The following is a 20,646-nucleotide window of genomic DNA, read 5'->3' as shown; positions in this document are numbered from 1 at the left end:
CTCAACTTTGTTTTACTAAACATTTATTTTATAGAGAAAGCATAGAAATTTCATTTTAACAGATTGGCGGCCGGCTGTGTCACAGGTTGCGAGAGATGCTGATGCAGCGTATCGATAACGGCAGAATCGCCCATTGCAACGGATGTTCCCCGATGCACTTTATCATATCCTGCGGGCACATTCGTACGTACATCGCTGTCGTCTGAGAACGAAACCTGGGCCGCATTGCCCAGTGTGAGGAAGATGGCAACCACTGCCGCTGCCTTGAAAAACGGTTTGAGCCGGTGCGTCATCGTGATAGTACGGGCCTTGACCGGTGCTGGTTCGTCGATCACAGACAGTACTCGCTCATCGAAGTCGTCGCTTAAAACGTCCGTCTCTTTGTTGAGTTGCCCGTAAGTGAACAACTCTCGGTAGCGTAAAAGCTCCGAGGGGACGGTCGATTGACTGAAAAACGTGCGCAGGATATCCTCTTCTGCAAGCGAGGTCTCGCACTTCCAGTAGCGATCTAACAGTTGTCTGATGTATTTATAGTCCATAATCGTCTAATTGTTTGAACTTGGTTTTGATGGCCTGACGCGCTCGAAAGATATTGACTTTCACTTGTTCTTCGCTTATTTCGAGCACTTCGGCTATTTCCTTGTAGGCTTTTCCCTCGAAGTCTCGCAGCTGGATGCAACTCCGTTGTTTCTCGGGGAGAGCATCGATGAGTTGACGTATCAGTTCGACTCGGTCTCTTTGGCTTGTCGTCTCATAAGGATTTGCCGTACCGTCGGGCTGTTGTATCGTAGCATCTGCATCCAAAGAGTAATTTTGTTTGTCCTGTTTGCGGAGCCGATCAAGCGACAAATTGCGGCAGATTGTCAGACAGAAAGCCTCTATTGAACCAATAGTCTCCCAACTGTCTCGCCTATTCCAGACTTTAATCAACGTGTCCTGAACGACATCTTCGGCCTCTGCGGCATTGAGAGTAATCCGCAGTGCCAGCCGATAAAGCTGGTTTTTCAACGGCAGAATGTCGTTACGGAAATTGATAGTCTTCATCTTCTCTCTGTTGAAATGACGAATGCGGGGGAGGAAAGTTACACGATCGGAAAGGGTTTTAATAAATATTTAGAATAAGAAACACTGCGATTGGGCCGGCGCATTCAATGTTTTCGGCGGCCCAATCACAGCGTTTCTTATTCCAAATAGGTGTATCCGTAGAGTCCGGAACGATAATTCGAGAGGAATACTTTGCCCTCTTCAAGCGATATTTTACCCTGTTTGACACTCTTGGTCACCCATATTTCGAGTTGCCGAACAAGCTTTTTAGGGTTGTATTGCACGTAATCGAGCACTTCTTCAACAGTTTCTCCATCAAAGATCTGGTCGATATGATAATGTCCGTCTTTAACGGATACATGCACAGCATTGGTATCTCCGAAGAGATTATGCATATCGCCGAGAATCTCTTGATATGCTCCAACCAAGAAAACACCTAAATAATAAGGCTCGTTTCGGCGCAAGTGATGCACGGGGAGCACGTGACCGATGTGGCGATTGGTAACGAAATTGGCAATCTTTCCATCGCTGTCACACGTGATGTCTTGCAGTGTTGCGTTGCGAGTAGGCCGCTCATCGAGGCGCTGTACGGGCATAATGGGGAACAACTGATCGATGGCCCAACTGTCGGGAAGGCTTTGGAAGAGCGAGAAATTGCAAAAGTACTTGTCGGCTAACAGCTTATCCATACTCTTTAATTCATCGGGTACGTGCTTCAAAGACTTAGCCAGGCTGTTGATTTCACGACAAATGCTCCAATACATACTCTCGATCTCGGCGCGGGTCTTCAAATCTACCATCCCATGTGAGAACAAATCGAGCGCCTCTTCACGTATTTGCTCGGCATCGTGCCAGTCTTCCATCATCGAACGAGGGTTGAGTTTACACCAGATATCATACAAATCACGCACCAACTGGTGGTCTTCGGCCGTGGCTTCGAACTCTTCGGGCATCTCTGGAAGCGATGCCGTCTCGAGCACATCGATAACTAACACGCTGTGATGAGCCACCAACGAACGTCCACTTTCAGTAATAATGTTGGGGTGGGAGATGTCATTCTTGTCGGCGGCATCAACAAACGTGTAGATGCAATCATTGACATACTCTTGTATCGAATAGTTAACAGAACTCTCACTATTCGACGAACGTGTGCCGTCATAGTCTACTCCGAGTCCTCCTCCACAGTCAACGAAGTCGACATTATAGCCCATTTTGTGCAGTTGAACATAGAATTGGGCCGCTTCTCTCAATGCAGTCTGAATACGACGAATCTTCGTTATCTGCGAGCCTATATGAAAGTGGATGAGCCGTAAGCAGTCATTCAGCCCCTTTTCGTTCAATAATTCGAGGGCTTGTAACAGTTCAGAGCTGGTCAATCCGAACTTACTTGCATCGCCACCGCTCTCTTCCCACTTACCGGAACCGCTCGAAGCGAGCTTGATTCGTATGCCTAAGTTGGGCTTAACATCAAGTTTCTTGGCCATTTTAGCGATGATTTCGAGTTCGTTTAGCTTCTCGACGACAATGAAGATACGCTTACCCATCTTCTGAGCAAGCAAAGCCAGCTCGATATAAGATTGATCTTTGTAGCCGTTACACACAATAAGAGAGTCACTTTGACACTGAACCGCAATGACAGCGTGCAACTCCGGCTTGCTGCCTGCTTCCAAACCGAGATTGAATTTGCGGCCGTGCGAGATGATTTCTTCCACTACCGGCTGCATCTGATTCACCTTAATGGGATAGATAATGAAGTTTTCGCCTTTGTAATCGTATTCCTTTGCGGCTTTCTGAAAGCAGCTTGCAGTCTTCTCGATACGGCTGTCGAGAATGTCGGTAAAGCGCAGAAGCACAGGCGGAGTTACATCTCTGAGTGCCAACTCATCCATAACATCGCGCAGATCAATCTCTGTATTATCCTTACAAGGCGTGACATAGACATCTCCCTTATCGTTAATGCCGAAGTAAGAAGTTCCCCAACCGTTGATGTTATACAGTTCTTTGGAGTCTTCAATGGTCCATTTCTTCATTTCAAAAGTCTATATTTTAAGTAGTTCTCGCAGTTTCTGCACTGATATTTTAATCTTTTCGTAATTGTCCATAAGGTTTACATCCAATGTGTATTTGGCCTTGTTATAGTAAGTTTCGCGCTCAGCAAGTTGCCGACTTATGAAAGTTTGCACTTCGTCTTCGGTCTTATCGAGCAATAACGGACGAACAGTCTTCCCCATTTTCAGGTGTCCATGCAATACGTCCGGCGTAGCTTTGAGGTACACTGTATCGCCTTGCGCATTGAGATAAGCCATATTATCGAAGAAGCAAGGCGTCCCTCCACCACAGCTAATGACGATATTCTCAAACTCGGCAAGCTCGTGCAGCAGATTACGTTCAATCAAACGAAAGCCAGCTTCACCCTTTTCATCAAACAATTGCTTGACTGTCTTGTGCATTCTGCTTTCTATATACCAGTCGAGATCATAGAAAGAAAGCCCCAAATTATGTGCAAGCGCTCGGCCGACTGTGGTCTTTCCCGAACCCATATAGCCGATGATGATGATCCGATGCATCCTTTATTTCTTCTTGGCAACAGCTTTTCCGGGTGCGGATTTGACGATTTCCATACACTGTTCATAGCTGAGTTCGGCCGCAGAGTCGTGGAGATTCTTCGGCATTCGATAATTTTTGCCGTCGTAAACGATATAAGGCCCGTAGCGACCGTTCAACACTTCCAACTTCGGATCTTGTTCAAAGGCTTTGATATGACGCTTTTTCTCCTGCTCACGCTTTTGATTTATTAAGTCGATTGCAGTCTCCAAACCCACCGTCATCGGGTCTTCTGTCTTGGGAAGCGATACATATTTCTTGTTGTGCAACACGTAAGGACCGAATCGTCCGGCACCAATCACCACGGCGCTGCCCTCAAATTCGCCAATGGTTCGGGGCAATTTAAACAACTCCAAAGCCTCATCAAGCGTAATGGTCTCCATACTTTTGTCTGCGGGCAACTGCGAGAAGCGCGGCTTGTCTTTATCTTCGGCCGTACCGATTTGTACAACCGGGCCGAAGCGACCTATCTTAACGAATACCGGTTTGCCCGAAACGGGATCCGTTCCCAGTTCTCGTTCGCCGGCCTTATGCTCCGAACGGGTTTTGATTACGTTATCTACCGTCGGCTCAAAATCCTTGTCGAAGGCTTTCATCATCTTCTTCCAGCCTTCCTTTCCTTCTGCAATACGGTCGAATTGCTGCTCTACTCGGGCCGTAAAATGATAGTCCATAATACCCGGAAAGTTGTTGATGAGAAAATCGTTGACTACAATCCCAATATCCGTTGGCAACAATTTGCCTTTCTCATTGCCTGCGGTCTCTTTCCTGTTACGTGTCGTTATCTTGATGCCTTTCAGCGAATCGATGGTGTATTGGCGCTCTTCGCCCTTCTTATCACCCTTTTGTACATACTCGCGTTGCTGTATTGTGCTGATCGTCGGAGCGTAAGTAGACGGACGACCGATACCCAACTCCTCTAACTTATGCACCAAACTGGCCTCCGTATAGCGTGCAGGACCTTGACTGAAACGCTCCGTCGAGATGATTTCATTGCGTTGCAACTCATCGCCTCGTTTCAAAACAGGCAACAAATGGGTTGAGTCTTCCTGATTGTTAGCATCATCATCGTCGGTCGATTCACGATAAACTTTGAGGAATCCATCGAAAACGATCACCTCACCCGTAGCTACAAACTTCTCGTTTGCACCGCTGACATCGATCGTTACGGTTGTTTTCTCGATCTGTGCATCGGTCATCTGGCTGGCTGCTGTGCGTTTCCAGATAAGGTCATAGAGGCGTTTCTCCTGCTGTGTGCCTTCTATCTGCGAATCGCTCATATACGTCGGACGAATCGCTTCGTGTGCTTCCTGCGCACCTTTTGAATGTGTTTGGAAATTACGCGGCTTGCTATACGCTTCGCCCCAGAGCTTAACAACTTCTTCTTTGGCCGCTCCTATGCAGAGTTTCGACAAATTCACGCTGTCCGTTCGCATATAAGTAATGCGCCCGTTTTCATAAAGTCGCTGTGCAACCATCATCGTCTGACTCACCGTAAATCCCAACTTGCGAGCTGCTTCTTGCTGAAGCGTCGACGTTGTGAATGGAGGCGCAGGCGTACGCTTCAACGGTTTCTTAGTGATGGAGCCCACTTTGAAAGTCGAATCCTTACATTTCTCCAAAAAGTCGACAGCTTCCTGATGGGTCTTGAAACGTTTCTCAAGCTCAGCTTTTACTTCCGACGCGCTTCCGTCGGCGTGAATGACAGAGAAAATAGCATTCACTCGGTAATAAGGTTCACTCTTGAAAGCCTGTATTTCACGCTCGCGCTCCACGATTAAACGAACAGCCACACTCTGAACACGGCCTGCCGAGAGTGCGGGTTTCACCTTCCGCCACAGCACCGGAGACAGTTTGAAGCCCACCAAACGGTCCAATACGCGTCTGGCTTGCTGTGCATTGACCAGGTCCATATTGATATGTCGAGGCTTTTCGATGGCTTCTAAAATGGCCGATTTCGTGATTTCGTGAAACACAATACGGCTTGTCTTCTCCTCATCCAAGCCCAACACCTCACACAGATGCCACGAGATGGCCTCTCCCTCACGGTCCTCATCGGATGCCAACCACACTTTCCGGGCAGCCGTTGCATTCTTTTTGAGTTCGCTCACCAGCTTTTTCTTCTCGTCGGGAATCTCGTATGTGGGTTCCAAAGTATTCTCGTCGATACTCAACTCTTTCTTTTTCAGATCGCGGATATGCCCGTAACTGGACATTACCTTATAGTCTTTACCGAGAAATTTCTCTATGGTTTTAGCCTTGGCAGGGCTCTCTACAATGACTAAATTCTCTTGCATAATAGCTGTGTATAACTTTTATAGGGTGCAAAAGTAATTAAAACTTTTACTTATACCTTATTATATAGCATATGTTTTCACTCTTTTAACAAATCTGCAAACGATTAACAATAAGCCGAACAGATGTAGATGAATATGTCATAAATGGAGATTGTTTTTGTAATAAATACAAATTAGTGATACAATTCATCGTTTTCTTCGTATCTTTGTGCCCGAAAAGAAGACCGAAACTGCCCACAGAGGCAGACGGAAACAGGATTAACAATTAAATAAACAACAATTATGAAGGGAAAATTTTCTACATTGATGACCGTCATTTTACAGCTGTCGGCATCACTAAAAGCAACAGGAGTGAATCTGATTCGTGTGGCCATATTCATCATTTTTATATGGATCGGCGGACTGAAATTTTGGAATTATGAGGCCGAAGGCATCGTACCGTTTGTAGCCAACAGTCCGTTTATGAGTTTTTTCTATGCCAAGGATGCACCCGAATACAAAGACTACAAACTCAAAGAGGGTGAATTCGATGCAAAGAAACACGCTTGGCACGAAACCAATCATACTTACACATTCTCCAAAGGATTGGGCTTAATGATTATGTCATTCGGAATCCTGACCTTATTGGGCATCTTTTGGCCCAAGCCGGGCTTCATCGGGGCCGGTCTTGTCATCTTAATGACTTTCGGAACACTGTCGTTTCTCATCACCACTCCCGAGGTTTGGGTGCCCGATTTGGGCAGTGGCGAGCACGGATTCCCGCTTTTAACGGGTGCAGGAAGGCTCGTAATCAAAGACACTGCGATATTGGCAGGCGCCATCGTTGTACTGGCTGACTGTGCCGGCAGAATCCTCCGACGAAAGAATTAATAATTAAACTTCAACTGATTACATTTCAGACAGAAGAACAAAAGAAAAGAGACGAAAAGGGATTTGTATATACCTGAAAATCAGGTATATACAAATCCCTTTTTAAATAACCGTTTATCACCTTGCAATTAACCGTTAAATGGCGTGCGTTTAACGGATTTTCGCAATGCATTTAACCATTAGTTATCGTACGATTAATTGCTAATCAGAACTATGTTCGTATTTAATTGAGAATCAATACCATACAAATCTCATTTACTTATGTGTTTCCATCGTTGATTTTTAAGTATCAATCCGTTTACGGATAGAGCGGAGTTTTCGTCAATTTTTACTTTTCTGTTCAATAAACTCATACAAAGCCTGGCGCACGGAACGCAGACCGAACTGTTCGATACGAATCTCACGCAACGGAATCCACATACATTCGGCCGCGTCGTCCATAGCAACAGGCTCCTCGCCAGCTGTTACTTCGCATTCGAAAAACAAATCCATCGTAGGGATTTCCACGCCGGAATAAAGGTAAACGTTAGGGCAACTCATCACGAAACGCTCGCTGACGACCTTTAACCCAGTCTCTTCGCGCACCTCACGACGCAGTCCCTGCACGATGTTTTCATCCACATCGCAGAACCCTCCGGGCAAATCGAGCATCCCCTTAGCCGGTTCTCGCTTGCGACGTTCAACCAAAAGCTCGCCCCGCTCATTCATAATAAATGCGGCCGTAGCGGCACTTGGATTGATGAAATACTCGAATCCGCAACTCCGGCATAACTTACTTTTCTCACTGTTTGTCTCAAAATGCGAGCTCCCGCACACCGGACAATACTTGAATCTCTCTAAAACATTCATCATTTTAATCTTATTCGCCCGCGAAAAACGGTTATCGGCATTGATCGTAATAGTATTCCCCGCTTCGCTCTTTACTTCAACATAGCGCGAAGAGTGGCATCCAGGTCTTTGATTTGGGCGTCGCGCTTCTGTAAAACATTGTTACGATCGATGAGAAAGAAAGTCGGAAGGCTCTGCACATTATAGCTCACGAGATTAGACGAACGTACACCTGCCTCGTCGCGAACGCTGATCCAGGGTAGTGCAGCAGTCTGTTGCTTCCAAAAATGTTCGTCGGGATCGACTGAAACTTGGTATATTTCGAAGCCCATTGCGTGGTATTTGTTGTACAGATCGCGCAACATCATAATGCGTTTCAGCGATCCTTCGCCGGCGAATAGGTGAAAATCGAGCATCACGACACGGCCTTTCAACTCCTTCAAACGCCGCAAACGTCCCTTATTGTCGCGCAAAGCGATGTCTATCAAGCCCGAGACATCCACTTTATCGGCATCGATCGACCGTGCGGCTTCATTGTGAATGATACGCACATTCTTCATTCCAGCGATGGCAATATTATGTAAGTTCTCGCCGCGTAACGACTGGGGATAATACGTGTCCCAGCTGGTGGCCACGGCGGCAAACACTTTCACGTCGGCCGAAGAGCTGCGGGGATTGAATATCAAAACGTTGGCGTCGCCTAAAATAACGGTTTGAAACAGTGCAAAATAAGCGTAAGCCTTCATCGGTTGCTTGAAGATGTAATTGAGTTTGACGTTGTTCTTATACACGTCCAATACCTTAGCGACACTGTCTTCCACAGCATCCACGCCGAGATCGGGGCTCTTCGCAATGGCATCTATCTGCGTTTGAAGTCGCATCTGCATCAGAGCTAGTTCCTTGATCTTGCTGCATTCCTCAGAGCCCGACACTTCATAACCGTCCGACATCGTAGGAAATACGGCCTTGATGGTAATGTTTTCCGTTGAGTCTGCGGCCACATTGATGATCTGTCCGGCAATTCTCAGGCGGTAAAACTCAGGCGATCCCGTGGCCTTTGCACTGAAATGGAAGACTCCGTCGGCGTTCAGTCGAACCGAATCGACCACTTCCGGGCCATTGAGACTCATATTTTCAAAGTACAATATCGAGTCTTTAGCCTCGCTAATTGTACCGTTTACATTAAATTTTTGCTTGTTGCAGGCGGTGAAATTCAATACAGCCACAACGAGCAGAGCTATTGAAAACACGCGCGTGAAAGTCTTTTTCATTCTCATTCATTTACCGGATTCAAGTGCAAAAATAACGTAATTGCGCCTAACTGCAAAATAATCGCCCCTAATTTTTCGGTTAATAACCCGACAGATAAAGATTTTCGGCACTATCATAGGTAAAAACTTTGTCAGGTGCAAGAAATCATTTACTTTTGCAACAGAATGGTATTGAATTATATTTGGATTGCTTTCTTCGTCATCGCCTTTGTTATCGGGCTAGCGAAACTCATCTTCGAAGGCGACGTATCGGTGTTTCCGGCAATGATGAACGCCACATTCGACACGTCGAAAACGGCTTTCGAGATCAGTCTCGGACTGACAGGCGTGCTCTCATTATGGCTCGGTGTGATGAAGATCGGCGAACACAGCGGCTTTATCAACGCGTTAGCAAGGGTGCTCTCACCTGTTTTCAGCAGACTGTTTCCTGATATTCCGAAAGGCGATCCGGCCACAGGCGCTATCTTTATGAACATTGCCGCCAATATGTTGGGACTCGACAACGCCGCAACTCCATTGGGTTTGAAAGCGATGGAACGATTACAGACATTGAATCCGAGAAAAGATACGGCCTCGAATCCGATGATTATGTTCCTCGTTTTGAACACATCAGGGCTGACATTGATACCTGTGAGCATCCTCGTCTATCGTTCACAGCTGGGCGCACAACAGCCTACGGATGTGTTTATCCCCATTCTTCTAGCCACGTTTTTCTCCACATTGGCCGGCATTATCATCACATCCGTCTATCAACGCATCAACTTATTCAACCGCACAATGCTGCTCACACTCGGCGGAATGCTTGCCATCGTAGGCGGAATCATTTGGGGATTCGGACAGCTTAACAAAGAACAGATGAGCGTAGTGAGTACGAGCGTAGCCAATATTGTGCTGATGACGATTATCATTGCATTCATTCTGGCGGGCGTGCGCAAGCGAATCAATGTGTACGACGCCTTTATCGAGGGGGCAAAAGAAGGTTTTCAGACGGCTGTTCGTATCATTCCTTACTTGGTAGCGATACTCGTTGCCATCGGTGTTTTCCGTGCTTCGGGCGCGATGGATATGTTGGTGGGCGGCATCAAGGGGTTAGTTGCAGCGTGTGGAGGCAATACAGCCTTCGTGGAAGCACTCCCCACAGCGCTGATGAAGCCCCTTTCGGGCAGTGGGGCACGCGGAATGATGGTCGACACGATGACCACTTACGGGGCCGATTCATTCGTGGGGCGATTAAGTTGCCTGTTTCAAGGCTCGACAGATACCACGTTTTACATTCTCGCCGTTTATTTCGGGAGCATCAACATCAAGTATACTCGCCACGCAGTAACCTGCGGATTACTTGCCGATTTGTGTGGAGTAATAGCTGCAATAACACTGGCATATATGTTCTTTGGGTAAAGGTGAATCTATGGACGATGCGAAAAAGAAGATTGACAGCTATCGAACGCTGTTTGCTTATCAGAAAACCGAGTGTGTAATCGATATGACGATCTATTTTGTTAACCACTTTCTGGATCGGGCGCACGACAGAACGGCCGACCAGATGCAGCAAGCCGCCCGCTCGGCCAAGCAAAACATCGTTGAGGGTTACAGTGATGCAGAGGGCTCTTCCAATACAGAGCACTTCCTGACAACGATTGCCAAGGGAAGTTTGGAGGAACTGAAAGAAGATTTCAGAGACTATTTGCGCAACCATCAATTGGCGATTTGGGGGCCAAAAGATTATAAATATATTGCCAGCAGGGACTTATGCAAGAAGCATAACGATGTGGCTTGGTATATGAGACAGATCAAAGGACGCAGCGATGAAGACATTGCCAACCTCGCATTGATCGTTATTTTCCAAGCGCTGGCGCTGATTCGCGGCCTCATTGACTATCAAGATCGCAAGTTTCTGCGTGAAGGCGGTGTGAAAGAGCAGCGCTATCGCGCGCGGATGGAGTATAGGAGAGGAGGTAGGTGAGGGTAGATTTGGTAGGGGCAGTAGGTTTGATAGGGGGCCTACAAAACCTACTGCCCCTACCAAACCTACCTCCCCACAAAACAACAACAATATGGACGGACTCAAAAACTTAGCAAAAGACACTGCCATTTACGGTTTGAGCAGCATCATCGGACGATTTATCAATTACCTGCTGGTGCCTATCCAGACAGCCAAATTCGCTGCTTCGGGCGGCGAATACGGCATTGTGACCAACATTTATGCCTATACAGCGCTGCTGCTTGTGCTGCTCACATACGGTATGGAGACCACATTCTTCCGCTATGTCAACAAAAGTGAGGAGAAGCCTAACCGTGTTTATGCCACCACATTAATGACGGTGGGCTTCACATCGCTGCTGTTTATCATTGTCGTCTTGGCTTTTCTGAATCCCATTTCATCGCTGATGGGCTACGCAGACCATCGGTCTTACGTGGCGGTGATGTTCATCTGCGTGGCCTTAGATGCCTTCCAGTGCATCCCGTTTGCCTATCTTCGCTACAAGAAACGCCCCATCAAGTTTGCCGCCTTGAAGCTGGTCAATATCTCGATGAATATTTTTCTCAACGTGCTTTACCTCATCGTGCTGCCCGCGCTGCAGCTGAATCCTTTCGGAATATATGACAGTCATTTCACGCTCGACGTAGGATATGTCTTCTATATCAATCTTTTCTGTACAGCATTTGTGTTCGTCTTCTTAGCGAAAGAGCTGCAAGGCTTCCGCTATTCATTTGATAAGGCCCTGCTGAAACGTATGATTTCATACAGCTGGCCTATCTTAGTACTCGGTATTGCGGGCATACTCAACCAGACGGCAGATAAGATTCTCTTCCCGTATATCTATCGGGGAGCCAACGCCCACACGCAATTGGGTATCTACGGAGCGGCCAGCAAGGTGGCGATGATTATGGCAATGATTACCCAGGCATTTCGTTACGCCTACGAACCGTTTGTTTTCGGCAAGGCCAAAGACCGCGACAACCGTGCCACGTATGCCCAAGCAATGAAATATTTCATCATCTTCACACTGCTCGCTTTCCTCGTTGTGATCGGCTATTTGAATGTGTTGAGACACATTATAGGCCACGATTACTGGTCCGGACTGCGTGTCGTGCCCATCGTTATGGCTGCGGAGATTATGATGGGAATATACTTTAACCTCTCATTTTGGTATAAACTGATCGACAAAACCATCTGGGGCGCTTACTTTTCGGGCGTTGGCTGCGCCGTACTCATCGTGATCAACGTTGTGTTTGTGCCTCGTTTCGGTTACATTGCGTGTGCTTGGGCCGGCTTCATAGGCTATGCCACGGCGATGACATTGAGTTACATCGTAGGTCAAAAGAAATATCCGATTGCCTATCCGGTGCGCGAAATCACGACTTATGTACTCCTTACTGCCGTCATTTTCTATGCAATGACGTGGACGAACAGTCTTTGCACTACTTCCATTGCCCTGTTTTTAAATACTGTTCTCATCCTGCTCTTCCTCGCTTATATCGTAAAACACGACTTCCCTTTGAGCAGTTTGCCCGTCGTGGGACGATATTTTGAAGGGAAAAGAAAGAGTGAGAGGAAGTAAAATGGGACGTACGGCGGTGCCAATACGCTGTGGTATTGAGCCATTCCGTGCTCATCCGCATAGCGGATAATTATCTGGTGTGTTTTGAGTTGTAAGGTAACGATCGGGAATTGATGTGAAATGGCAATAGAGACGTTATTGAAATTTTAGCTCATTGATTACATATCAAATTCCGGCCTGTACTTTATTGATTTTCAACGAAATATGAATGGTGTTTTAATTAACCGTTTATCGCGTTGTAACTAACAGTTAAACGCACTGCGAAAAGCCGTTAAATGGCAGGCATTTAACTGTTAAATGCAGTGCAATTAACAGTTAATCAGAATGTGGATTATATTTAATTGATAATCAATGTGATAGATGCCGTGATTCGTTTATGGTAAGGCTGTTCCCCACTCCTATTTAAAATAAGAACCATATTTCTTGGCTATGTCTGCAAGTTGTACTAACTTTGCAAGCAAATAATGACACAATGGAGCAGGATTTAAATTATCTCGATCGCAATGAGTTCAACTTTGAGCCCTCGGCCGAGGTCGAAGAAGCCATCCGAAAGTTTGATATTAAGAAGTTGGCTTTCTATACACGCATCTACGATCAGGGCAAAAAGAGCATCTTCTCGGTGTTTCTCTCTGAGCTTTATGACATTGACGAGCGCCAAATCATCATCGGTTACGGTGCAGAAGACCTGCTGAAAAAGACCGTTCATTATTTTCTCACACGCGGAGAAAACAAGACATTGCTTATTCCTAAGTTCTCGTGGTGGTATTATCAGTCGATAGCCGACGAGGTAGAAGGTGTAACCCGCCAGTATCCGATGGTGGAAGACGGCGACACTTTCCGCTATGACCTCGATGGATTACAACAAATGGTATCCGAAGTGAAACCGAAAATTCTGCTGTTGGCATCGCCCAATAATCCAACGGGCAACGGACTGACGGGCGACGAGCTGCGACGTGTAGTGGAAATGGTACCTCGCGAGACCATCGTTGTTGTCGATGAGGCCTACGCTTCGTTTGTTTCCAACCGCGCAGATTATATCAAGGGACTCATCGAAAACCACGACAACATCATCGTTTGTCGCACAATGTCTAAGTTTTATGGGCTTCCCGGACTTAGATTGGGCTATGGATTCGTAGGCAAAGGCGATGAGATGGACCGCTTTTTAAGGTATGCCAATATGTATTTAGGCTACGACCGACTGTCGGAAGAAATAGGTATCGCTGCGCTGAAATCGGATGTTCACTACCGCGAAATAGCTCGGGTAATGGACGAAGCACGACAAATGTACGTCTCGGAAATCGGCAGTCTGTCCGGATTTAAAGTCTATCGCTCTATTGCCAACTTCATTCTCATTAAGTATCCCACGGCTTTGAAGGAAGCGCTTCAGGCCGCTTTCGCCGACCAAAACTATAAAGTGAAGTTTATGAACGAGCCTGATATCAACACACATATGCGCATAACGATCGGCCGCCGGGAGCAAAACCGCATCGTATGCGACACCATTAAGAGGATTGCCGCACAATGATCGCCGTGATTTTAGCCGCCGGAATGGCCACGCGTCTGCGTCCCTTGACCGACGATCGGCCTAAATGCCTGCTGCAAGTGGGCACAAAGACCTTACTCGCCCGTACTATCGACGCCCTCGTGGAGAATGCTATCAGCGAGTTAGTCATCGTTACCGGCTATCGCGGTGAGATGATTCGCCAGGCCGTCGAGGCTGCTTATCCCACGCTGAATGTGCACTATATAGACAACGCCGACTATCGAACCACTAACAATATCTATTCGCTTTGGTTGGCAAAACCTTTCATCGACGGGCGCGAAACATTGCTTTTAGACAGCGATATCTTGTTAGACGCCTCGCTGATTCGCGCCATTCTTAATGCCGAAGGCTCTGCTTTGGCCCTCAATCGGCACACATTGGGTGAAGAAGAAATGAAAATCATGACCGCTCCCGATGGTCGGATGGTCGAAATCAGCAAAACTTGCGACCCGCAAAAGGCGGTTGGCGAGTCAGTGGGTGTAGAAAAAATGACGGCCGATTACACCTCGGCGCTCTTCCGCGAATTAGCTAAAATGATCGTCGTCGAAGGTCTTTCGGGCATCTTTTACGAACAAGCTTTCCAGCGACTCATCGCCCAAGGACACACATTCAATATCGTTGATACCACCGATTACTTCTCAATGGAGCTGGACACCGTAGCCGATTTCGAACTCGCCGGCCGTCTGACGGCCGACCAATAACCCGCAACACGATGGCCAACTATGATATAACCGAACTTCACCGGCGCACGCTTGCCATTCTGCGAGCCGTCGACGCCACGTGCCGCGAGCATCAGTTGACCTATTATATATGGGCCGGCACGATGCTTGGAGCCGTTCGCCACCACGGATTTATCCCCTGGGACGACGACGTAGACATAGCAATGCCGCGGCCGGATTACGAGAAACTCATCGCCAACTGCTGTGAGTGGCTCCCGAGTCCATACGAAATGGTGTGTGCTGAGAATGATCCGGCTTATCCATTGCCCTTTGCCAAGATTCAAGACAGCACCACAACACTCATCGAGCGACGCCATCTACCCTACTTAGGAGGCATCTATATCGACGTGTTTCCTATCGACGGGACTCCCCGTTTGGCCCCGATCAGACGCCTACATTTCGCGGCTTACGAGTATTATAAGCGCGTTTTATATCTGCTTTGGCGCGATCCTTACAAGCGCGGAACGGGTGCTTCGAGTTGGATTCCACGTCTTTGCCGCCGCATTTACACGTTAGGCGAGGTACAACGCAAAATTCGACGTCTGCTCACGGCATACAGTTTCGACCGCAGTCGACTTGTAGCCGACTACGACGACGGTGCCCGCGGCGCAATGACTAAACACGTTTTAGGTACTCCTCTACCCTATTCCTTTGAGGGAGAAACGATATTCGGCGTGGCCAAAGCTGATCGTTACTTGGCTCAGAAATACGGAAACTATATGCAAATACCCCCCGAAGCGCAGCGCAGGCAGCATCGGTTCCATTACCTCGATCTGCATTCGCCTTATCGGGAATATTCAAATTCATAAGCCACTGACGATGACCCAGCGCATAGCCGTTTATTTATACGACACGCGAAATATGTTCGTGGGCTTGGGAGAGTTTGAAGACAACCTCGCCAAACGTATCGCGGCGGTGGCTGAAAGGCTGCTGGCCGAGCGTGACGTAGTATTTTATTTTATTGTGCCCAGTCGTTTGACGGGCCATTACGGACCATCGGTTCGGTATATCAAAATGAACCGTTGGCGGCTGTTTTTCCTCAATTGGGCACCCGCGAAAGCCCTACGTCGATGGCTGTTTCCTCGTGTCGACCTCGTACATTTTACCCAACAGCTACCCAAACTGCACCATACTTTCTCACCGCAGACGCTCATCACCGTGCACGACATCAATTTCTTTCATAATCATTTACCGGCTTCGGTTGAACAAAAGAAAGCCAAACGCATCGCGAAAAGTCTGCAACGAGCCACCCATTTATCGTTTATCTCGCAGTTTACAAGCCAAGATGTGCGCTCACATTTCGCTGTCGACGTGCCGTTTCGCGTCATTCATAACGGCGTAACCAATCTTTCGCCTCTCGCCGAACGCGGAACCATCAGCATTCCGGCTAACAGTCTGCTCCACATCTCACATCTACAAGACAAGAAAAACGTGCATCTTTTAGTCGAAATGATGGCTCAACTGCCCGAATATCACCTCTTTTTAGCAGGCAAAGAACAGGGAAACTACGGCCAACTGCTACGCAATCTCATCGCGCGCCACCGCCTGAGCAACGTCACGATGCTTGGTCCGGTATCGACAGAAGATAAAGCACGACTGTTCAGAGACTGTCGAGCATTTCTCTTCCCATCGCTCAGCGAAGGCTTCGGGCTGCCTGTTGTCGAGGCGATGTGCTTCGGAAAGCCCACCTTTCTGTCACGACTTACCTCGCTGCCCGAAGTTGGTGGCGATGCCGCTTATTATTTCGACGAACTGCATCCGGCGCAAATGGCCCAAACAGTAAGGGCAGGCCTGGCCGATTTCGACCGTCAGCGATCCGACCGCGAGGCTGCAATCCGAGCCAATGCAGGCCGATTCGACTGGGACAAAACGGCCCGGGCGTTCATCGATTATTATCTTTCCATTCTCCAAATCAAATCCATCGAGTTATGAAAAAGAATGTTGTCATCGACTTTTCACGTATCAACGACTATACCGGATTCGGTGAAGTAGCCCGCAGATATTATGCCGAACTCTGCCGTGTAGATGCTCCCGACCTGCATTTCATCGCCATCGTACCGCCTGATTATACGGGAGTCAGAAGTGAGAATATCGATTATCTCACAACCGGAAACGAACTGCAAGACCTCCAAAGACTCGGTCTCAGCGCTGATTTGTGGCATACTACCGATCAGCGTCAGCATCTTTCGCCCCGCAAATCGGGTGCAAAACGACTGCTGACTATCCACGACATTAACTTCATCGGTGAGAAAACGGGAATCCATCGGTTGAAACGTATATTGAAAATGAAGCTAAAAATCATGCGAAGCGATTATATTTCGGTTATTTCTCAATATGTAAAAGACGATATTTCTACCCATATCGGCTTCGGGAATAAAGGCGTTTCCATTGTTTACAACGGTGTTCCCGACATCGAATCAGCCCCCCGCGAACAGCCCGCTTTTGTCAAAGATCCATCTGCAAAGTTCTTTTTCACCATCGGACAAGTTATTCCCAAGAAGAATTTCAAGACACTTTTGCCTTTGATGGATGCCTTTCCAGACCATCATCTCTACATCTGCGGCGAAACTCCCGGCTCTTATGCAGACGATATTCGCGAGCAAATTGCGACGCGATATGCTGACAGAGTGTTTCTGACAGGCCAAATCGAACACTCGGAAAAATACTGGCTCTATGCTCATTGTGCCGCTTTTCTTTTTCCCAGCAAGCTCGAGGGGTTTGGTCTTCCCATCGTAGAGGCAATGCGCTTTCGTTGTAACATCGTTGCCAGTCAGCTCACCAGCATTCCTGAAATAGCCCAAGACTACATCTCTTATTGGGCTGATTTCACGCCGGAACATATGATTTCGGTACTGCAAAAAGCATTGGACATTCCACAAAAAACGCTTCAACGTCGTCACGAAGAGATGTATCGCTACTCCCAACGTTTCAATTACGCTACCTATACGGCACAATATCTCGATCTCTATCGCCGCATTTAGAGGAAGACTTCATCCTCCGCTCTCTCCTTTTGGAGAAAGACGGAGGATATCTATACCTGTAATAGCCCTTGATTCGATATCATTGATTTTCAATGAGATACAAACACCGTTCTAATTAACCGTCAAACGGCATGCATTTAACCGTTAAATACACGCCGTTTAACGGCTTTTCACAAGGTGATTAACGGCATCTTGCAGACCCGTTTTATTTTTCTCTTTCAAAGAAGGATAAAAATGAGGGTGTAACGGTATATTCGGCTTTTCTCTATAATATGAAAAAGCTCGTTTGCATTACTGCAAACGAGCTTTCTATTAACTAAAACTTAACTCAAAGAAAAGTTATAATTGCGGACCGGCAGATACAAGTGCCTTACCGTCTGCATTTCCTTCATATTTCTTGAAGTTCTTGATGAACCGCTCTGCAAGGTCTTTTGCCTTTGCATCCCACTGCGAAGCATCTGCGTAAGTATCACGAGGATCAAGGATTTTCGGGTCTACTCCATTGAGTTCTGTGGGCACAACGAAGTTGAAGTAAGGGATAGTCTTCGTCGGAGCCTTATCGATCGAGTGGTCGAGAATCGCGTCGATGATACCGCGGGTGTCGCGAATGGAAATACGCTTGCCCGTTCCGTTCCAACCAGTATTTACCAAGTAAGCCTTTGCGCCGCTCTTCTCCATATGACGAACGAGTTCGTGTGCATACTTCGTGGGGTGCAATTCGAGGAATGCCTGACCGAAACAAGCTGAGAAAGTAGGTGTCGGTTCGGTGATACCACGCTCTGTTCCGGCCAGCTTAGCAGTGAAACCGGAAAGGAAGTAATATTTCGTTTGCTCTGCGTTCAGGATAGATACGGGAGGCAGAACACCGAATGCATCGGCCGAAAGGAAGATAACCTGCTTAGCAGCGGGGCCTTCCGACTCGGGGCGCTGTATATTCTTGATATGATAAATCGGGTAAGATACACGCGTATTTTCGGTTACGCTCTTGTCAGCAAAGTCGATCTTACCGTCTTTGTCAACCGTAACGTTCTCCAAAAGAGCGTCGCGCGTGATGGCGCCATAGATATCCGGCTCTGCTTCTTTATCAAGATTGATGACCTTTGCATAACAACCGCCCTCGAAATTGAATACACCTTTGTCGTCCCATCCGTGCTCGTCATCGCCGATCAAGAGACGTTTCGGATCAGTAGAAAGGGTTGTTTTGCCGGTTCCTGACAGTCCGAAGAAAATAGCTGTGTTCTCTCCGTTCTTGTCAGTGTTGGCCGAACAGTGCATCGATGCAATGCCTTTCAGCGGCAAATAATAGTTCATCATCGAGAACATACCCTTTTTCATCTCACCGCCATACCACGTATTGATAATTACTTGCTCTTTACTCGTTACGTTGAAAACAACGGCTGTTTCAGAGTTCAGACCTAATTCCTTATAATTCTCGACCTTAGCCTTCGACGCATTGTATACGATGAAGTCGGGCTCCTGCTCGAAATCGGCCTCGCTCTTGGGACGAATGAACATATTGGTAACGAAATGTGCCTGCCAAGCCACTTCCATAATGAAGCGGATTTTCATACGAGTGTCCTTATGTGTACCGCAGAAACCGTCTACAACGAACAAACGTTTGTTAGACAGCTCTTTCTTAGCAATATCCTTAACGGCAGCCCAAGCCTCCTTGGTTGCACGATGGTTATCGTTCTTATATTCATCAGACGTCCACCAAACAGTGTCGTGTGAGTTCTCATCATCAACGATGAACTTGTCCTTAGGCGACCTTCCGGTGTAGATTCCGGTCATAACGTTGATTGCGCCAAGCTCCGTTTCCTGACCGACTTCAAATCCTTCGAGGCCGGCTTTGGTCTCTTCATTGAACAACACCTCATAGGTAGGGTTGTAAAGAACCTCTGTTGTTCCTGTGATTCCGTACTTTTCCAGTACTGACTTATCAAACTTTGCCATTTTGTAAATGTATTTAAGTGTGAATTATAACCTTTAAAATCAGTTTCATTTAAACCGGGAGCAAAGTTAGTAAAATTGCGTTTTCCCACCAAGTTTCAGTTAATTAAATTACAACTCACTAAGCGTTTTTAGGTTAAAGAATTTAAAAAGCGATATAACTTGAATATATTTGTAATTCAGACTTTGCAAAGAAAAGAGATTTTTCCTACTTTTGCATCCAATTTAAAACGGCCCTCTCAAGTCCATTGCAAAAGAGTGGCCCAACGACTCACATTAAACCGTACGACACGACAATGCAAATCATTAATTTCAGCGACAGCAATTCTATCATCAATCAGTACTTGGCAGAGATGCGCGACGTCGATTATCAGAAAAACCGACTGCTTTTCCGCAATAACATTCAACGTATCGGCGAGCTCGAAGCCTATGAGATATCCAAAACTTTAACCTATCAGGCTAAGGATGTAGCAACTCCTTTGGGTATCTCTCACGTAAATGTACCCACAGACAAGATTGTGTTGGCAACGATATTCCGTGCTGGTCTGCCCTTTCACAACGGCTTTCTCAACATCTTCGATCACGCAGGAAATGCCTTTGTTTCGGCTTATCGCGAGTACACCGACGCCGAACATCATAATGTAGGTATACATGTGGAATATTTGGCAACACCGAGCATTGATGCGAAAACCCTCATCATAGCCGATCCGATGCTGGCAACGGGAAGTTCGATGGAGCTGGGGTACAAAGCATTTCTCACCAAAGGTACGCCCCGTCGCATTCACGTAGCATGTGTAATTGCTAATCCTGAGGGTATCGACCACATCAAACGTGTATTCCCTGACGACCGAACCACAATCTGGTGTGCTGCTATCGATCCCGGAATGAACGAACATAAGTACATCGTTCCCGGTTTTGGCGATGCCGGCGACTTGTGTTACGGCGACAAGTTGTGACTTTTTATTTCCGAACAGAA

18 protein-coding genes are annotated in these 20,646 nt (G+C 47.1%); 10 read left to right on the top strand and 8 right to left on the bottom strand.

Annotated elements, in window-relative coordinates; genetic code table 11:
• Nucleotides 1-50 precede the first annotated feature (50 nt).
• From RWY97_RS06160 to topA, 5 genes are all read right to left on the bottom strand, one after another.
• A complete protein-coding gene (locus tag RWY97_RS06160; protein ID WP_315566129.1) occupies nt 51-539 on the bottom strand; it encodes a PG0215 family putative anti-sigma factor in 489 nt (162 codons plus the stop codon).
• Complete coding sequence (locus RWY97_RS06155; protein WP_315566128.1) at nt 529-1,044, bottom strand: GFO_1088 family ECF-type sigma factor; 516 nt, start codon at nt 1,042-1,044, stop codon at nt 529-531. The genes RWY97_RS06160 and RWY97_RS06155 overlap by 11 nt, the downstream gene beginning before the upstream one ends.
• Nucleotides 1,045-1,181: 137 nt before the next feature.
• On the bottom strand, nt 1,182-3,074 hold the full coding sequence (speA, locus tag RWY97_RS06150) for a biosynthetic arginine decarboxylase (protein WP_021584222.1): 1,893 nt from the start codon (nt 3,072-3,074) through the stop codon (nt 1,182-1,184).
• A gap of 9 nt (nt 3,075-3,083) precedes the next feature.
• Nucleotides 3,084-3,611, bottom strand: a complete 528-nt coding sequence (locus RWY97_RS06145; protein WP_315566127.1) for a shikimate kinase — start codon at nt 3,609-3,611, stop codon at nt 3,084-3,086.
• 3 nt (nt 3,612-3,614) lie between these two features.
• Nucleotides 3,615-5,945 carry a type I DNA topoisomerase gene (gene topA, locus RWY97_RS06140; protein WP_315566126.1) on the bottom strand — a complete coding sequence of 777 codons (2,331 nt, stop codon included), beginning with the start codon at nt 5,943-5,945 and terminating at the stop codon, nt 3,615-3,617.
• 282 nt (nt 5,946-6,227) lie between these two features.
• Here topA and RWY97_RS06135 point away from each other — a divergent pair, with 282 nt between their 5' ends.
• Nucleotides 6,228-6,815 (top strand): DUF417 family protein, encoded by a 588-nt coding sequence (locus RWY97_RS06135; RefSeq protein WP_314078995.1) that lies wholly within the window; start codon nt 6,228-6,230, stop codon nt 6,813-6,815.
• 321 nt (nt 6,816-7,136) lie between these two features.
• Here the strand turns inward: RWY97_RS06135 and RWY97_RS06130 are convergent, their stop codons facing one another.
• Together RWY97_RS06130 and RWY97_RS06125 are read right to left on the bottom strand one after the other, a co-directional pair.
• Nucleotides 7,137-7,664, bottom strand: a complete 528-nt coding sequence (locus tag RWY97_RS06130) for an NUDIX hydrolase (protein WP_273176253.1) — start codon at nt 7,662-7,664, stop codon at nt 7,137-7,139.
• 71 nt (nt 7,665-7,735) lie between these two features.
• The gene (locus RWY97_RS06125; protein WP_021584245.1) at nt 7,736-8,920 is read right to left on the bottom strand and encodes a thioredoxin-like domain-containing protein; all 1,185 of its coding nucleotides are present in this window, start codon (nt 8,918-8,920) and stop codon (nt 7,736-7,738) included.
• 159 nt (nt 8,921-9,079) lie between these two features.
• On the opposite strand from RWY97_RS06125, the gene RWY97_RS06120 reads away from it, so the two are divergent.
• The 8 genes from RWY97_RS06120 (at nt 9,080) to RWY97_RS06085 (ending at nt 17,720) form a co-directional block, all read left to right on the top strand.
• A complete protein-coding gene (locus tag RWY97_RS06120) occupies nt 9,080-10,312 on the top strand; it encodes a spore maturation protein (protein WP_315566123.1) in 1,233 nt (410 codons plus the stop codon).
• Between the two features lie 10 nt (nt 10,313-10,322).
• Nucleotides 10,323-10,877, top strand: coding sequence for a four helix bundle suffix domain-containing protein (locus RWY97_RS06115; RefSeq protein ID WP_315566122.1), 555 nt, complete (start codon nt 10,323-10,325; stop codon nt 10,875-10,877).
• Between the two features lie 91 nt (nt 10,878-10,968).
• Entirely contained in the window at nt 10,969-12,477 is a 1,509-nt protein-coding gene (locus RWY97_RS06110) for a lipopolysaccharide biosynthesis protein (protein WP_315566121.1), read from the top strand.
• Between the two features lie 472 nt (nt 12,478-12,949).
• Entirely contained in the window at nt 12,950-14,002 is a 1,053-nt protein-coding gene (locus RWY97_RS06105; RefSeq protein ID WP_024992130.1) for a pyridoxal phosphate-dependent aminotransferase, read from the top strand.
• A complete protein-coding gene (locus tag RWY97_RS06100; protein WP_315566118.1) occupies nt 13,999-14,721 on the top strand; it encodes a phosphocholine cytidylyltransferase family protein in 723 nt (240 codons plus the stop codon). Before RWY97_RS06105 ends, RWY97_RS06100 begins: the two co-directional genes overlap by 4 nt.
• A gap of 11 nt (nt 14,722-14,732) precedes the next feature.
• On the top strand, nt 14,733-15,548 hold the full coding sequence (locus RWY97_RS06095; protein WP_273176227.1) for a LicD family protein: 816 nt from the start codon (nt 14,733-14,735) through the stop codon (nt 15,546-15,548).
• Nucleotides 15,549-15,558: 10 nt separating this feature from the next.
• The gene (locus RWY97_RS06090) at nt 15,559-16,671 is read left to right on the top strand and encodes a glycosyltransferase family 4 protein (protein ID WP_314739996.1); all 1,113 of its coding nucleotides are present in this window, start codon (nt 15,559-15,561) and stop codon (nt 16,669-16,671) included.
• A complete protein-coding gene (locus RWY97_RS06085) occupies nt 16,668-17,720 on the top strand; it encodes a glycosyltransferase family 4 protein (protein ID WP_315566116.1) in 1,053 nt (350 codons plus the stop codon). The genes RWY97_RS06090 and RWY97_RS06085 overlap by 4 nt, the downstream gene beginning before the upstream one ends.
• A 339-nt stretch (nt 17,721-18,059) precedes the next feature.
• On the opposite strand, the gene pckA is transcribed toward RWY97_RS06085, so the two are convergent.
• The gene (pckA, locus tag RWY97_RS06080; RefSeq protein ID WP_021584186.1) at nt 18,060-19,673 is read right to left on the bottom strand and encodes a phosphoenolpyruvate carboxykinase (ATP); all 1,614 of its coding nucleotides are present in this window, start codon (nt 19,671-19,673) and stop codon (nt 18,060-18,062) included.
• A gap of 293 nt (nt 19,674-19,966) precedes the next feature.
• Between pckA and upp the strand changes: the two genes are divergently transcribed.
• Nucleotides 19,967-20,626, top strand: coding sequence for a uracil phosphoribosyltransferase (gene upp / locus RWY97_RS06075; protein WP_021584100.1), 660 nt, complete (start codon nt 19,967-19,969; stop codon nt 20,624-20,626).
• The last annotated feature ends 20 nt before the right edge of the window (nt 20,627-20,646 follow it).

It is taken from the genome of Hoylesella pleuritidis (assembly GCF_963541955.1).
GTDB classification, from domain to species: Bacteria; Bacteroidota; Bacteroidia; order Bacteroidales; family Bacteroidaceae; genus Prevotella; species Prevotella pleuritidis.
The sequence above is the reverse complement of the archived record's forward strand: the minus strand, read 5'-3'. Positions and strand labels throughout refer to the sequence as shown.